Source organism: Williamsia herbipolensis (assembly GCF_036153515.1).
In the GTDB taxonomy this organism is placed as follows: Bacteria; Actinomycetota; Actinomycetes; order Mycobacteriales; family Mycobacteriaceae; genus Williamsia_A; species Williamsia_A herbipolensis.
Genome location: NZ_CP108021.1, coordinates 750,115 through 764,098, shown reverse-complemented (window position 1 = coordinate 764,098; position 13,984 = coordinate 750,115). Strand labels below are relative to the sequence as shown.

13 protein-coding genes, 1 tRNA gene and 1 pseudogene are annotated in these 13,984 nt (G+C 61.0%); 6 read left to right on the top strand and 9 right to left on the bottom strand.

Going from position 1 to position 13,984, the window contains the following annotated elements; translation table 11 throughout:
* The 5 genes from scpB (at position 1) to OG579_RS03450 (ending at position 3,905) form a co-directional block, all read left to right on the top strand.
* A complete protein-coding gene (gene scpB, locus OG579_RS03470; RefSeq protein ID WP_328858112.1) occupies positions 1 to 666 on the top strand; it encodes an SMC-Scp complex subunit ScpB in 666 nt (221 codons plus the stop codon).
* Positions 667 to 668: 2 nt separating this feature from the next.
* Complete coding sequence (locus tag OG579_RS03465; protein WP_328858111.1) at positions 669 to 1,631, top strand: pseudouridine synthase; 963 nt, start codon at positions 669 to 671, stop codon at positions 1,629 to 1,631.
* Complete coding sequence (cmk, locus tag OG579_RS03460) at positions 1,628 to 2,314, top strand: (d)CMP kinase (protein ID WP_328858110.1); 687 nt, start codon at positions 1,628 to 1,630, stop codon at positions 2,312 to 2,314. Before OG579_RS03465 ends, cmk begins: the two co-directional genes overlap by 4 nt.
* Positions 2,311 to 3,738: a ribosome biogenesis GTPase Der gene (gene der / locus OG579_RS03455; protein WP_328858109.1), complete on the top strand. Its 1,428-nt coding sequence runs from the start codon at positions 2,311 to 2,313 to the stop codon at positions 3,736 to 3,738. The genes cmk and der overlap by 4 nt, the downstream gene beginning before the upstream one ends.
* Before the next feature lie 93 nt (positions 3,739 to 3,831).
* Positions 3,832 to 3,905 (top strand) — tRNA-Pro (locus tag OG579_RS03450).
* A gap of 199 nt (positions 3,906 to 4,104) precedes the next feature.
* Here OG579_RS03450 and OG579_RS21945 read toward each other — a convergent pair.
* From OG579_RS21945 to OG579_RS03410, 9 genes and pseudogenes are all read right to left on the bottom strand, one after another.
* Complete coding sequence (locus OG579_RS21945; RefSeq protein ID WP_408068736.1) at positions 4,105 to 4,551, bottom strand: tyrosine-type recombinase/integrase; 447 nt, start codon at positions 4,549 to 4,551, stop codon at positions 4,105 to 4,107.
* Positions 4,552 to 4,570: 19 nt separating this feature from the next.
* Complete coding sequence (locus OG579_RS03445; protein WP_328858108.1) at positions 4,571 to 4,753, bottom strand: hypothetical protein; 183 nt, start codon at positions 4,751 to 4,753, stop codon at positions 4,571 to 4,573.
* 999 nt (positions 4,754 to 5,752) lie between these two features.
* Positions 5,753 to 6,145, bottom strand: a complete 393-nt coding sequence (locus OG579_RS03440) for a hypothetical protein (RefSeq protein WP_328858107.1) — start codon at positions 6,143 to 6,145, stop codon at positions 5,753 to 5,755.
* Complete coding sequence (locus OG579_RS03435) at positions 6,142 to 6,651, bottom strand: hypothetical protein (RefSeq protein ID WP_328858106.1); 510 nt, start codon at positions 6,649 to 6,651, stop codon at positions 6,142 to 6,144. The genes OG579_RS03440 and OG579_RS03435 overlap by 4 nt, the downstream gene beginning before the upstream one ends.
* A 603-nt stretch (positions 6,652 to 7,254) precedes the next feature.
* Positions 7,255 to 8,328: a 5'-methylthioadenosine/S-adenosylhomocysteine nucleosidase family protein gene (locus OG579_RS03430; RefSeq protein WP_328858105.1), complete on the bottom strand. Its 1,074-nt coding sequence runs from the start codon at positions 8,326 to 8,328 to the stop codon at positions 7,255 to 7,257.
* A gap of 3 nt (positions 8,329 to 8,331) precedes the next feature.
* The gene (locus OG579_RS03425) at positions 8,332 to 9,969 is read right to left on the bottom strand and encodes a hypothetical protein (RefSeq protein ID WP_328858104.1); all 1,638 of its coding nucleotides are present in this window, start codon (positions 9,967 to 9,969) and stop codon (positions 8,332 to 8,334) included.
* A gap of 82 nt (positions 9,970 to 10,051) precedes the next feature.
* Entirely contained in the window at positions 10,052 to 10,753 is a 702-nt protein-coding gene (locus tag OG579_RS03420; protein ID WP_328858103.1) for a hypothetical protein, read from the bottom strand.
* An 826-nt stretch (positions 10,754 to 11,579) separates the two neighbouring features.
* A pseudogene (locus OG579_RS21940) lies at positions 11,580 to 12,325 on the bottom strand (DUF1684 domain-containing protein).
* A gap of 87 nt (positions 12,326 to 12,412) precedes the next feature.
* Positions 12,413 to 12,598 (bottom strand): hypothetical protein, encoded by a 186-nt coding sequence (locus tag OG579_RS03410; protein ID WP_328858101.1) that lies wholly within the window; start codon positions 12,596 to 12,598, stop codon positions 12,413 to 12,415.
* A 41-nt stretch (positions 12,599 to 12,639) separates the two neighbouring features.
* On the opposite strand from OG579_RS03410, the gene OG579_RS03405 reads away from it, so the two are divergent.
* Positions 12,640 to 13,965: a PQQ-dependent sugar dehydrogenase gene (locus OG579_RS03405; protein WP_328858100.1), complete on the top strand. Its 1,326-nt coding sequence runs from the start codon at positions 12,640 to 12,642 to the stop codon at positions 13,963 to 13,965.
* Positions 13,966 to 13,984 lie beyond the last annotated feature (19 nt).

Here is a 13,984-nt window from a genome sequence, read left to right as displayed (position 1 = left end):
ATGACCGAGGACATGCTGTTCGACGACCACGACGCCCTCGCCGACGACGAACTGCGGTCGGCGCTGGAGGCGATGCTGCTGGTCGTCGACTCGCCGGTGACCACCGAGTCGCTGGCCAACGCCGTCGGTGAACCCGAGGAGCGCGTGGCCGAGGCGTTGCGGGCCTACGAGGCCGAGCTCACCGAGCGGTCCAGCGGGATCGACCTGCGGTACGCCGGCGACGGTTGGCGGTTCTACACGCGCACCGATTACGCCCCCTACGTGGAGAAACTCCTCCTCGACGGGGTCCGGTCGAAGCTGACACGCGCGGCGCTCGAGACCCTCGCGGTCATCGCCTACCGCCAACCGGTCACCCGCACCCGGGTGAGCGCGGTACGTGGCGTGAACGTGGACGGCGTGATGCGCACGCTGCTCGCCCGCGGGTTGATCCGCGAGGCAGGCAGTGACCCTGAGACCAGTGGAACCATGTACGCCACCACCGAGTTGTTCCTCGAACGACTCGGTCTCGCGTCCCTCGCGGAGCTGCCCGATCTGGCTCCGCTGCTGCCCGATGTCGACATCATCGATGACATCGACGACGAGATCATCAACGATCCCCGATTCGCCAAGATGGACTCCCGGCAGGCAGACTCGAGGATTGACCTCACCACCTCAGAACTGGATTAGACATGACACCCGCTAGCCGAGACGGCAGACCGGACCGAAGCAAGACCACCTCGAACCCCGCGCGTACCGGTAACTCCCCGGGCCGGCCGAAGAAGCCGCACCGCAAGGGAACGGCCCATGTCGCGAAGGGCGCCGCGCCCAGCGTGCGCCGCGGCCAGGAGCGCATCAACAACGCAAAGCCCGCCAAGATCCAGAACGTCACGCCCGAGGGCGACGGCGCCAATTACGTCGCCGACGGCGTGCGGCTGCAGAAGGTGCTCGCACAGGCCGGTGTCGCTTCGCGTCGCGGCGCCGAGGAGCTGATCGCCGCCGGTCGCGTGGACGTCGACGGCGAGATCGTCACCGAGCAGGGCATGCGGATCGACCCGACCACCGCGGTGGTCCGTGTCGACGGCGCCCGCGTGGTGATGGACGAGACCCTGCAGTACCTCGCGCTGAACAAGCCGAAGGGTTGGCAGTCGACGATGTCTGACGACCAGAACCGACCGTGCGTCGGCGACGTTGTCGCCGAACGCGTGATGGCCGGACAGCGTCTGTTCCACGTCGGTCGCCTCGACGCCGACACCGAGGGGCTCCTGCTGCTCACCAACGACGGCGAGCTCGCGCATCGACTCATGCACCCATCCTTCGAGGTCCCCAAGACCTACCTCGCGACGGTCAAGGGCATCCCGCCCCGCGGCCTCGGACGCACCCTGAAGGCCGGTGTCGAACTCGACGACGGCCCGGTGTCGGTCGACGGCTTCGCCGTGCTGGAGATCCTCGAGGGTCAGGCCCTCGTGAAACTCGTTCTGCACGAGGGACGTAAGCGGATCGTGCGACGCATGCTCGACCACGTCGGGTTCCCCGTGCTCAACCTCGTGCGCACCGAGATCGGTGCCGTGCACCTCGGCAACCAGCGTCCGGGCAGCCTGCGGGTGCTCGGACGCGACGAGGTCGGCGCACTCTACAAGGCGGTGGGAATGTGACCGCGACACCTGCGATCATCACGATCGACGGCCCCGCCGGCACCGGCAAATCGAGTGTGTCGCGTCGTGTCGCCGACCGACTCGGCGCCCGGTACCTCGATACCGGCGCCATGTACCGCGTGGCGACCCTGGCCGCCCTGCGTGCCGACGCCGATCTCGAGAACCCCGACGCCATCGCCGATTCCGTCGCCGACGTCGAGATGACGCTGTCGAACGACCCCGACTCGCATGCGGTCACCCTCGCCGGTGAGGACGTCTCGGGCGAGATCCGCACCGACGCGGTGACGTCCGCGGTCTCGGCGGTGTCGGCGGTCGGTGCCGTCCGCGAGAAGATGGTTGCGCTGCAACGCCAGATCGTCGCCGGCGAGTTCGCCGTCGTCGAGGGACGCGACATCGGCACCGTCGTGTTCCCCGACGCCGAGCTGAAGATCTATCTCACCGCGAGCGCGGCCGCCCGCGCACAGCGACGTCACGACCAGAACCTCTCGCAGGGACGCCCCAGCGACTTCGACGAGGTGCTGGCCGCGGTGGAACGTCGCGACCACCTCGATTCGACGCGCGCGCTGTCGCCGCTGCGTCCCGCCGACGACGCGATCACCGTCGACACCAGCGACATGACCATCGAGCAGGTGATCGATCACCTCGTCGAGTTGGCGACCGACCGTATCGGAGCACGCGCATGACCGACCAGCAGGATTTCGATCTCGGCGGTGTCGACGGTGTGTGGTCGGACGAAGCCGATTGGCAGATCGGTGACTTCGGCGATGACGGTGAGGGTGGCGACGCGGTCGCCATGCCGACCGTCGCGATCGTCGGACGCCCGAACGTGGGCAAGTCGACGCTCGTCAACCGCATCCTCGGTCGCCGTGAGGCCGTGGTGGAGGACATCCCCGGCGTGACGCGCGACCGGGTGTCGTACGCCGCGGTGTGGTCGGGTCGACGGTTCCTGGTGCAGGACACCGGTGGCTGGGAGCCCGACGCGAAGGGCATGGGTCAGGCGATCGCCCGTCAGGCCGAGTTCGCCATGAACACCGCCGACGCCGTGGTGCTGGTGGTCGACGCGACCGTCGGCGCCACCGCGACCGACGAGGCCGTCGCACGCGTGCTGCGCCGCTCGAAGACGCCGGTGCTGTTGGCGGCGAACAAGGTCGACGACGAGCGTGTCGAATCCGAGGCCGCCGCACTGTGGTCGCTGGGCCTCGGTGAGCCGCGGTCGGTCTCGGCGGCACACGGTCGGGGAGCGGGCGACCTGCTCGACGCCATCCTCGAGGTGCTGCCCGAGACTCCGCGCGACTTCGGTCAGCCCGCCGGTCCGCGCCGCGTCGCGTTGGTCGGCAAGCCGAACGTGGGCAAGAGCTCGCTGCTGAACAAGTTGACCGACTCCGATCGGGCCGTGGTCGACAACGTTGCCGGCACCACCGTCGACCCCGTCGACGAGCTGGTGGAACTCGGTGGGCGACTGTGGAACTTCGTCGACACCGCCGGCTTGCGCAAGCGCGTGAACACCGCCAGCGGCCATGAGTACTACGCCTCGCTGCGTACGCGCGCGGCCATCGACGCCGCCGAGGTGGCGGTGCTGCTGATCGACGCATCGGAGCCCATCACCGAGCAGGACCAGCGGGTGCTGACGATGATCGTGGAGGCTGGCCGGTCGCTGGTGATCGCGTTCAACAAGTGGGACCTCGTCGACGAGGACCGGCGCCTGCAGCTCGACAAGGAGATCGACCGCGACCTGGCCCGGGTGCCCTGGGCGCGTCGGGTCAACATCTCTGCCTCGACGGGACGTTCGGTGCAGAAGCTCGTACCGCAGCTCGACACCGCGCTGGACTCGTGGGACAAGCGCATCTCCACCGGTCAGCTCAACGGTTGGCTCAAGGACATCATCGCGGGCACCCCGCCTCCCGTTCGAGGCGGTCGCCAGCCCAAGGTCATGTTCGCGACCCAGGCGGCGACCCGTCCGCCGACGTTCGTGCTGTTCACGACCGGTTTTCTCGAGGCCGGTTACCGCCGCTTCCTCGAGCGCAAGTTGCGTGAGCAGTTCGGCTTCGACGGTTCGCCCGTGCGGATCAACGTGCGCGTGCGAGAGAAGCGCGAGCGACGCAAGTAGACGGCTGAGGCGATTGGCCCCCGCGTGGCCCGGTCGGCTAATCTGTACAACGCTGCTCCTCACAGGGCGGCGATGCCCCTCACGGGGCAGCCACGGGCTGTGGCGCAGCTTGGTAGCGCACTTGACTGGGGGTCAAGTGGTCGCAGGTTCAAATCCTGTCAGCCCGACAGCAGGTCAGAGGCCTTTTCTGTTCACGCAGGAGGTGCGTCTGTTCCGTTCGTGCGCCCTTTGAATACGCCCTTCACTGCGCGAGTAGTGCTGCGAGTGCCGCCACGGCGGTGTTTGCCTGCTCAGGGGTGGTGTGGCCGTACAGATCAGCAGTGATGCTGATCGACCATGCCCCAAAAGGTTTGCGACAGCTTTGATTTAAAACCCTGCTTCGAGGCACGCGGTCACTGCCGAATGACGCAGCGTGTGTGCGCCTACACCCTCGAACCTGGCAGCTTTCGCGGCGACCTCGACCACGCGGCAGGAGGTTGCGAGGGGCGACCATCTTGCCCATCTCTTGGTCGTCAGCACCATGTCGTCGTGTCCTGCCCACATCGATCTGGCGTGCAGACGATCCTCGGCCTGTCGCTTACGGGCGGCACGTAGCTCCGTGACGACTGCAGCTGACATCGGTACGCGACGACGTAAGCGCTTCGTCTGGGCTTGCTCAGGACCAGTTTGCCGTCGATGCGCGCGAGGGGTGTGGGCGACACTTGGATACCCGGCTTCGTAGGTGATGTCGGACCAGCGCAGGGTGGCTGTCTCACCGCTTCGTAGGCAACAAGACGCTATGATCAGCGCCAGCGCGACGTAGTAGCGCGACAAACGGGCCTTAGCGAGGAGCTCACACCTCCTTGACGGTCAGCGAACGCGCTTCGTCGTGATCGACGCGATGGCGCGGAACCTTGGTCGCTGGGTTTGTCGACAGCAGACCATCACGCACCGCTCCATCGAGGCCTGCGCGCAGCACGGTGTAGACCGTTCGCACCGATGAGTCGGCCGGGCCCTTCGCGCGCAGTTCGCTCACCAGCGCCTCGACGTGGGTAGGTCGCACGCGATCCAGTCGAGACGTCGGCAGTGACACCTGATTCGATGTGGGTACGAGACAGGCTGTCGTACATGTAATTCGTGGTGGGCTTGCGGTCGGACGCGGCCAGATACGTTGTGCGCCAGCGGTGCATTCACACACCGACCGTGTCCTTGGCGTCTCCCGCAGGCGCACTATTGTCCAGTCGCTCGAGGATCGCCTTGAGTTTCGCGCGACACCCGGCTGCAGTCTTGCTTTACACGGACGCGCGCCTGTTCGCCCCGGTGTGGGGATCGACGTAGCGCATCTGCCCCTGGTAGGTCTCGGTGGGGCGCTTTGTGATTGACCCCTCGTTGGTAGGGGCACGAGCCGTTTTCGTATCGCCGTGTCTGAATGAACCCACGTTTGAAGAGAGCGTTTCTAGATTATCTCGTCGTCAATGCGAAGTCGATCATGCGTGGTGTGGTGCTGCGGTGGTTCGTGGCCGGGTCAGGTGCAGTGCTCTACCGCGCGGCGCTCGACTATAGCGAGCGGGTTGGCGTCGTTGGCCGGCGGCGCCAAATTGCCCCATCGAGATTCATGACTTGCGGAAGATTTGCGGTGCTCTGCCTCGACGAGCCACGGCGTTTACCTCCCTGCCAACTGTGTACCTAGGACCGACACCAACGGTGCCCCCGTTCTACACAGACACCGAACATGGGCCGTGGTACTGATGACGCCGCGCGACATCATGAAAGCCGCGGGTAAGCCCCTCAAGTCATTACGCAGACACGCCATGCGACTGGGACTGACTTATCAGGACAGGAACGGGTACGTGAGGCTGTCTGAGGTTGACGCACAACGCCTCACTAACGCGATCCGCGGCAGCGAGACAGCATGCGCACTATTGACGAACTTGTAGACGCACCGAGGCTGCCGATCGAGGCACTGGCCGATCCTGCGATGCGCGAGGTGTTCACCAGACTGTGGCACGAGCGTGAGCATGGACTAGTCAACTGATCAGAACGGGGGCTCGTCGTCCTTGAACGTTTTACGCTTCGACGCCCACGGATCGTCGGTCTTCTGTAGCTCTTCCAACATCTCAGCGATTTTTTCGTCCAAGCCGCGGTGGCTGCGCGACGCGCATTGATAAAGTTTGTCGAGCTGGAAGTAAGTCGAATTGGCAGACTCGTAAACCTGCTCGATCGGCCGGGCTTGCTCGTCCAGAATAGTAAAGTAGAACGGCCATCGTCCATCGCGGTCCTCCGACTTGACTTGAACTGCGCTGCGCGTGAACGCATATTCAAAAGTATCATCGTCAACAAGCGCCCAGGAGATAGTCCGCTGGTTAGTCTTTTCGATCAAGCTCGACACTAATGTGAAAATACGACTTTCGTAGTCATCGTTAGTCATGCAGCAGGCTCCTGAGGTGTAGATTGTTGGACGGAGAGAGATCCCAAATATCCAGTGATCACGCCTATCGATCCTCGCAGCCGACTGGTTTCTTTATGCCAATCGGTTGTGCTATCGAACGTTACAAGCTTTGTTTTCAAAATTCGTGCAGCCGATATCGATGTTTGAACTGCCTTCTGGGTACTGATGATTTCGTCTGAGTCCCCCACAAGCAGTTCTCTACACGCGCCTGCATGCCACGTCCAGGTATTGATCAGGTGGCGTAAGAGCGGCCGAGACTGTTCATCAATAGCGACCTCGAGTGCCTGTTCGATGGTTACTAGATGCGGAATCATTGAAGCTGTCAGCAGCGCCCGGGAACGATCATTGGCCTCGTCGGCGGCTTCTTTCGCGGCGACTGCTGAGGCCTTGGTTTTATAGAGCTGCCGGATCGTGTAGTAAAACCCTGCGAGCGCAATAGGCATGGCTGAGTAAGTAGTGACGGCTTCAAACCAATCAGGGGGCACCGACTACTGCTTCCTCTCAACGTCACTGATGCTGGTTCATTGTCTACACGATCGGGAGGGCGCGGGCCAATGAACAGGCTTCGAGCTGATCGCTGAGGGCCTCGTTCGGGGCTGTGTGGTTGGGACGCCTGCAGGCGCTGCATCTCCTCGACGATCTCGTCGGTGATGTCCGTAAGGGTCGTGCGTCTCGGCGAGCGCATCGCGTGCGTCCTGCTTGGGATCGATCTTCGCGGCGGCTGCCTGCGCTGCAGCTGCACGAGCCTCAGCGCGATTGCGACGCCCACGCGCGATAGTGCGTCGCGTGCTTCTTCACCTGCGCTGCAGTGAACGCACCCGTGTCCAGGTGTTCATGCGCAGTTGCAAGCGCAGCGGTTTGGCATCAACCTCCAGCCACTTTACCGGGCCCTTCGCGCTGACCTTGGGCCTGGTTATAGTTTCTTCTTCGAAGGTTGCGTTCGATGACCAGCAGAGACTCCGATGCCGTATCCGAAAATCCGTGCACGTGTACGCCGACTCGCGCATTTTTCGTAAAAAAAACTAAAAGATAGAAAGCTAAAAAAATGCGTCTTTGTAGACTTCGCCCAACCGGCAGCTTAATGTATTCTACAAATGGCTTGTGTCAATCACGGGCAGGCGCCCCAAGGGAATAGCATCTCGTACCAAACGACAGGCAATAAAAGTGGCGGGAAACTGCCAGGACTTGCGACGCTGGGGCTCGCCATAATCGGCAACTCCACGAACGACCACCCAGGGAACCCTTTCGTTATCGCATACCGCAGCAAAGCCCGCACCTTCCATCTCAGCAGCAAGAACTCGCGCATGTAAATCATCGCGCATCTGCGGAAGTGAACCGTCCTCAATCAACTTTCCGCCTGCTAGAATCGCACCTGTATGGATTTTTGTCCGCCATTCCGGATCAAGTTGCTCTTCTTCGGAATCTGCGATCCCTTCAAAACCAACCGCCTCCAATAGGTCGTAGGTGGTATTCTTGCTCCAATCCGGTGATACCTGTGTCAGTGTCGGTAGGCGCTGTAATAATCGGCCAGCGGGACTATATACTTTCGGCTGATACTTCGGCCCGGTCTCCGTCATTCGTTGGAACTCATACGCTAATATTGTGCTTCCGAAAACTACATCCCCAAGTTTGGTCTTTCCGCGAACGCCAGCGGCCATTCCCACCATGATGGCAGCCTTGAACTGCACAAAGGACCATAGTTTCCCCATTGCAATTGCTGACTCCACATTTCCATCATCACCGATAATTGCAATCGCGTAAGACACGCCACTATGCTCAGCCCGCCATACTTCGCAATCATGCGCTAGCGTCACAGACGGTACGCCAACTGCGACTCCAAAAGCGCTCAGGCATGCTAAGAATTCGTTCTCCTTGACTGTTAAAAGCAATATGTCTACGTCGACTTGTTTTTCAGTCATTATGGTTGCGTGGCTCCCTTGTTGCGGTACTCGGGTTGCTAGCGCTTCGGCTATCAAAGTTACGTCATTAGGGTAAATGGCTTTTAGCACGGACGCAATGAGTGTGGACGCAAATGGATTACTCACACAAATTTCGTGCAAGAACTGTTCCAGGACCATCGTCCTAGCCGGGCCCGCCGCCATGCCATCTAGCGCGTGCAGAAGCGCACGGATATGACTGTGCTGATCGTCGAAAGAATTCATGTGCTATTCCCCGACAAGTAGCGGCTGCCATGAGGCAAACGAGAAGAAATCGCCTTCCACAGTGGCGGCGTCCGTTTTGCCGAGATCGATAATTGCGGCCATCGTGCGAGGTCGTCGTCCGACGGTTGCCTCGACGATTCCCTGCATTCTCGATAGGGTGCCACGAGTCACTGACGATTCGTCGAGAAGAAGCACAGTGCTTGCGCTGTTGCTCACAAGCAACGCGCGCGATTTTTCGGATAGGTCCAGATCGCCATCGATGACGCCGCGGGGCAGACGCAGAACTGATGTGACGCAGTGTGTAGCTAATGCGTCGGCAATCGGTGACGAGCCATTGGCCTCATCAGGAATTACGACAAGTAGACCCTCTCGGGCACACTTTCGGAGGGTGACCGCCCTCCTCACCGCTGCCTCGGCGAGCCAAAATGCATCCCAGCTGTCAAGGCGTTGAAGCTGGGGAAAGTTGGTGATAGGCGGCCGACCGGACGGAACAGGAGATTCGATTTCTGCGCCATAGTCGTCAAAGAGAGTCAGCATCGCGGTTCTTGTGGGGTTGATATCATCGCCGGGCGCAAAGGGCTCGCCACCTGGTCGTTCGACTTCATTAAGCGCTCTTGCCACCGTCACTTCCCATGCTTCAGCGGCTAGATGGCGCATGGGAACAGGAAGCAGGTACTCGAGCTCATACGTTTGTTGGCCCCATGAAAGCTCGATTGGCCCGTCATCAATCTTGCCCTGGGTCTTGGAATCATCGACGAAGACAGTCATGAAATTTACGTTTGATAGTTTTTGTCGGCCCGTCTGTTCGAACAAATTGAGTAGCGATCCGCCCGTCCGGAATGCTGGTACTAAGCAGCACAGTCTTTTGGACTCGTCTTGGAGGATTTCGATTGCCACCGATCGGCGTTGGTCCTCCGCGTTAGACGTTGGCCGGCCTGATCCTAAGGCCAAGTCGGCAGAATCTATGCTGGCAGTTTGACCTAGACAAGCGGACTGTACGCACGAACTAAACCAGTCTCCCGAAAACGTTGACTCGAAGAGCACAATTTGGCAATCAGTAATCAAGAAATGCTTTCGAAGCATCTCGATTAGCACCGGCCGCACCTGGTGAAGAGGGTCATAATGAAAAGAGTAATGCGACACGTAATCTGTGGACGAGCGATACTCAAATACCCCGCGCCGCCGTAGCGTAGAACGTCTGAGGTCCTCCAGGTGATCTTCAAACTGCAATCGAAGTGTGTTTTCGACTAGAGGGATATCAATGAGTTCTGTGTTGCCGCATGTACGAAAATCCGCATCTGCAAACACAAGTTTGGGTCCCAGTATTGGGTCGTCGATGAGCGTCAAAAGGTCTTCGGCTTCGGTTGGTAGATCTTTGAGTAGAACCAAGATCTTACTGTCGCCATGAACCTTTGGAGACGCTTCCAGTAGCGCTTTGGAGAGCAGTACGTCGCAGAGGGAAATTCCCCTGACCGTAGCATCAGTAAAGGCTAAATCGATTATCAAGAGGGCAGGTTCATCTGTGGCCGCGGCAATCAGGCTAGTTATATAACTAGCTTGCTCGGCGTCGTCAACTCCCGTTGCGATGCTGATCGGAATAGTGATCGCAGCGATATCGTCGCCGGACATAGAAGAGGCCAAAGCGTGTAATCGTTCCTCTTTGTAGCCATCTGCAAGGACCGCACTAGGACGTAGTCGTAAGATCGTAGTCTCCATTAGGCGACTACCCGAGGGGAATTTCGAGAATCATAAGATTTCCTCGAAGCGGCCACGAGTTGTCTGGGCGATGCTGGATGAGGACGTCATACACGCCTCTATCGCCGCCGCTGCTCATACTCATGCGATAGTTCTGACACATGTATCGAATGCGTCCTTTGAAAAGGTCAATGACATTTTTTCTGATGAGATAAAGTCCGATACCTCCACGGTCCCACAATTCGGCTGGGAGCTCTTCTTCGCTACCTCTAATACCTGGTGTAGATTTGCTGTTGGCGCCTTGTGCCCGAGGCCTGGATGTTATTCCGGCCAGGAAAGCGGATACGGTAAGCCAAGGAAAATTATAGTCAATTCCAGGGTTTTTCGTGCTTAAGATTCGTATCTCCGGCTGCCCCGTTGCCGTCCGCACAAGCTTGACAGTGAACTCTTCTTCCACGAAACCGTACGCAGCCGACTTTACCTCACGTCCATCGTGAATAGCCTGCTGCAGCGTATATGCGATGGGGTCGCCGTCATCCCAGATAGCAACTTCAAGGTATGGTCCACGCTGAAGCGCATCCAGCACGTAGTCTTCCCGAATAAATTGGGAGGACGTGTATGCCATACTTGCCTTGGGGTGCGAAGCTGCATTCAGCACTGCTTCGAGTACTACGTGTGTCGCGATCCGCCTGCCCTGATTGTCTAAGTATTGATCTAGGACGGCGGCCACGTGGTCTTCAAGCCACCTGTTCATCTCGATCGAAGCGGACTGAAAAGGGCTTCCGCGCAGTGTTATCGGAGTTGCTGCAAAATGACTTTTGGGTAGAAGTTCCTCTAATCCGCCACTTGGGGTTCGAATCACTTCTACCCTTGCGGGAAGATCGCGTCTTTGCGTTCTATATAAACTAAGGCTAGCCTGGCTCAGGCAGGCCTCAAAGTCGCGTCCGGAAATGTTCGCGATGAGATCTGGAAACTTCCAGGAACGCAGATAGTCGACACATTTGTCGGATGTAGGCAGCGACAGATAGGTAACCTGGTCCCTCAGTGTCCGCCACCGCATGAGCGCTGCTAAATAGAGAAGACAATCATGTGAGATGTACGTAAGTTGAGTCAGGTCCAAATGTAGCGGTGCGCGGAGCGATGGCGATGCGACTCGGTAATTTGCTGCAGAATTGTCAATCGCTAAACAATCGAACAAGAAAACCGGGTCGTCATCTGTGTTCTTGCGTACTACTCGCCTTACTGGTGTTACATTCACCAGGTCACCTGCGCTCATCGAACCCCATGTCGTGACTCCGCAAATTTGGCAGTTCTGTGTCGGAACCGGTCAACGCTCATCCACGCAAGTAGGATACCTGATGCGCATGCTGTACGGTGCTCGTTCTGGCTATCTTCATACGTTCGAACGCTTGATTGTTATTCGCTACAAACAATTGAGTCGCGTGGGTCGCCCCCGTCTAACCTAGCTGCTGTGTGATGTGTCCGGAGTTGTTCGGGTGTCAAGAGCCGGGGTGTAGACGAGCATCGGCCCGCTTTCCACGGCCTGTAGACGATCTTCAGACCTGCGCCCAGGGATATCCAGCCAGACCCGCAGGGGCTGGGCTCAACCGCAAGCTAGGAGAAGTCCGCCGAAGCGGTCGCCCTGCTTGGTTTTTCACTAGCGCTCGTAAGGCACGACTTCGCCCGCTGCTGCGGTGAAGGGCAGATGTTGCCGGCCGGGGAAGCGGGCAGGTCGCGAAATCTATGAAGGCGCAGGGCAGATTGACCGCCCGGTCAAAGTCGACAACCACTACACCTCCATTGCGAACGGTCTCGTCTGACGCGTCGACAGCGAGACTGCGGTTGGCTGCATAGGTGGTCACTCCCGACGTCTCGTTGGTGAACAGCACGCTCAGGCCGCGTTCCTTGCCGTTGAACGCGACCAGGCGGTGTCGGCGCCGTCGTGTTCGATGACCAGCACTCCCGGTGAGAAGTACACGTGCGCGAGTCCCTCGGCGACCGCCCCGACGGTGACGGGCTCGGGGTGGGTCTCGAAGCGGGCGTCGATCGCCCACGCCGGGTCGGCGGGATAGGCAGGGATATCGCGGAAGTCACGAATCGTCGGGGCGGAGTCGTCGTGGACCCGGATCAGGTACCCATCGGCGCGGCGGGCGACCTCGATGTGGTGACCGTCGACGTCGACGACCTCACCCGGACCCGTGGGGTGCAGGTCGAACGTGCGCGGTGAGAACGTTTCGTCGTCGCCGGGTTCTAGGTGCGCAACCGGCCCCTCGTACCACCATGACCCGGGGAGACCGTCCAATCGGCCGGGCTCGGTGTCGAGCCACTCCAGACGATTGATCGACAACCATCCGCCGGGCGCTCCGAGGGCCTGTTCGCGAGCGTGGTGTTACTGCTCCCAATCGGCGACGAAGCTGTCCACCGCGGCAGTGCCGCCGTCAGTCGTGATTGTCCTGGTCATGGCGATCTCCTCGTGTCGGTTCACCATTCCAACGCGCGCCGAGGCCGCGATGATCGCATTGCCGTCGTCACGCACGAAAGTGTTGACCTGTTCGTCGGGGAAGGGGTGGCTCACCTACGTGGTCGGCACCGGACACCCGACCTACCGTGGATGCAATGACTCCCTCCCTGCGGTGGATGCGTCCCGGACTGGTACCCGTGGTCGCGGTGCTGTGCGCCGGACTCGTCGCCTGCTCCTCCGGTGACGGTCCGTCGGGCACCTCGTCGACCTCCACGCTGCCTGCCGGACTCGGCGCCGACCAGCTCGTCTCCACCCGTTTGACCGCTGTGAACGGTGTCGACGCCGGGGCCGCGTCGGGAAAGTCGCTCAACGTCCCGAAGGGGTGGACCGCGCAGGTGTGGGCTGATGTGCCCGACGCCCGGATGGCGGTGTGGACGCCTGACGGTCGGCTCATCGTGTCCACCGGCAAGGGTGGGTCGCTGTCGATCGTCACGCCGGGCAGCGGCGACCGGGGGCCACGCGTCGCGCAGTTGGCGAGTGGTCTCAGCGATCCGCAGGGCGTGGCCATGACCCGCCAGGGCGGGCGCGACATCCTCGTCGTGGGCGAGGACTCGCGGATCACGACGTGGACGTACGCGAACGGCGCCATCTCCGACCGTCGAGTGGTCATCGACAATCTGCCCACGGGCGGCCACGACAGCAAGATGGTTGCCGTCGACGGCGACCGCATCGTCTACAACGTGGGATCGACGGCGAACCGCAGCGTGGCCGACCGCACCGCCACCCCGGTGCGCGCGACCATCGCGCAGATCGGGTTCGACGGAACCGGGAACACCACACTCGCCGTCGGGGTGCGCAACGGTGAGGGACTGTCCGTGGCGCCCGACGGAACGGTGTTCACCGCCGTCAACGAAGACGACAACCAGCCCTACCCGTTTCGCGACGGCGACCGATTCGGCACGGCGGTGCGCTCGTACATCAATGACCATCCGAACGATCAGATCTCCCGCATCACCCCGGGCACAGACATGGGATGGCCACTGTGCGTGCCGGACTCCCGCGGCAAGGCCGACCTGCGCGACCTGGGATACGTGAACGACCCGCAGTTCAATTCCGACGGACGTGTCCTGGATTGCTCGCGAATCGGCACGACGATGCTCGGGTTGCCCGCGCACAGTGCCCCTGTCGGGTTCGTGTTCACGCGGGGGTCGCGACTTCCCGCCTCGCTGGCCGATGGTGCGATCGTCACCGCGCACGGCTCGTGGAACCGCCAGCCGCCGCGCGAGCCGTACGTCGCCTATACGCCGTGGGACAGCGCTACGAGATCTCTCGGTCCTGCGCGACTGGTGGCCACCGGCTTCCAGAACTCGGCCGGGAAGCGCTGGGGGAGAAGCGTCGACGCGATACCCGGTCCGGACGGATCGCTGTACGTCACCGACGACACAGCCGGCCTGGTGTATCGGCTCACGCCCGGACGGTGAGATCGGGCCCACGGCGCGA

What these genes read in the sequence shown, in the direction of transcription:
- OG579_RS03465 (WP_328858111.1), top strand. Translation starts at nt 669, where the DNA reads ATGACACCCGCTAGCCGAGACGGCAGACCGGACCGAAGCAAGACCACC.
- OG579_RS03430 (WP_328858105.1), bottom strand. Translation starts at nt 8,328, where the DNA reads ATGAATTCTTTCGACGATCAGCACAGTCATATCCGTGCGCTTCTGCAC.
- OG579_RS03405 (WP_328858100.1), top strand. Translation starts at nt 12,640, where the DNA reads ATGACTCCCTCCCTGCGGTGGATGCGTCCCGGACTGGTACCCGTGGTC.
- der (WP_328858109.1), top strand. Translation starts at nt 2,311, where the DNA reads ATGACCGACCAGCAGGATTTCGATCTCGGCGGTGTCGACGGTGTGTGG.
- scpB (WP_328858112.1), top strand. Translation starts at nt 1, where the DNA reads ATGACCGAGGACATGCTGTTCGACGACCACGACGCCCTCGCCGACGAC.
- OG579_RS03440 (WP_328858107.1), bottom strand. Translation starts at nt 6,145, where the DNA reads ATGACTAACGATGACTACGAAAGTCGTATTTTCACATTAGTGTCGAGC.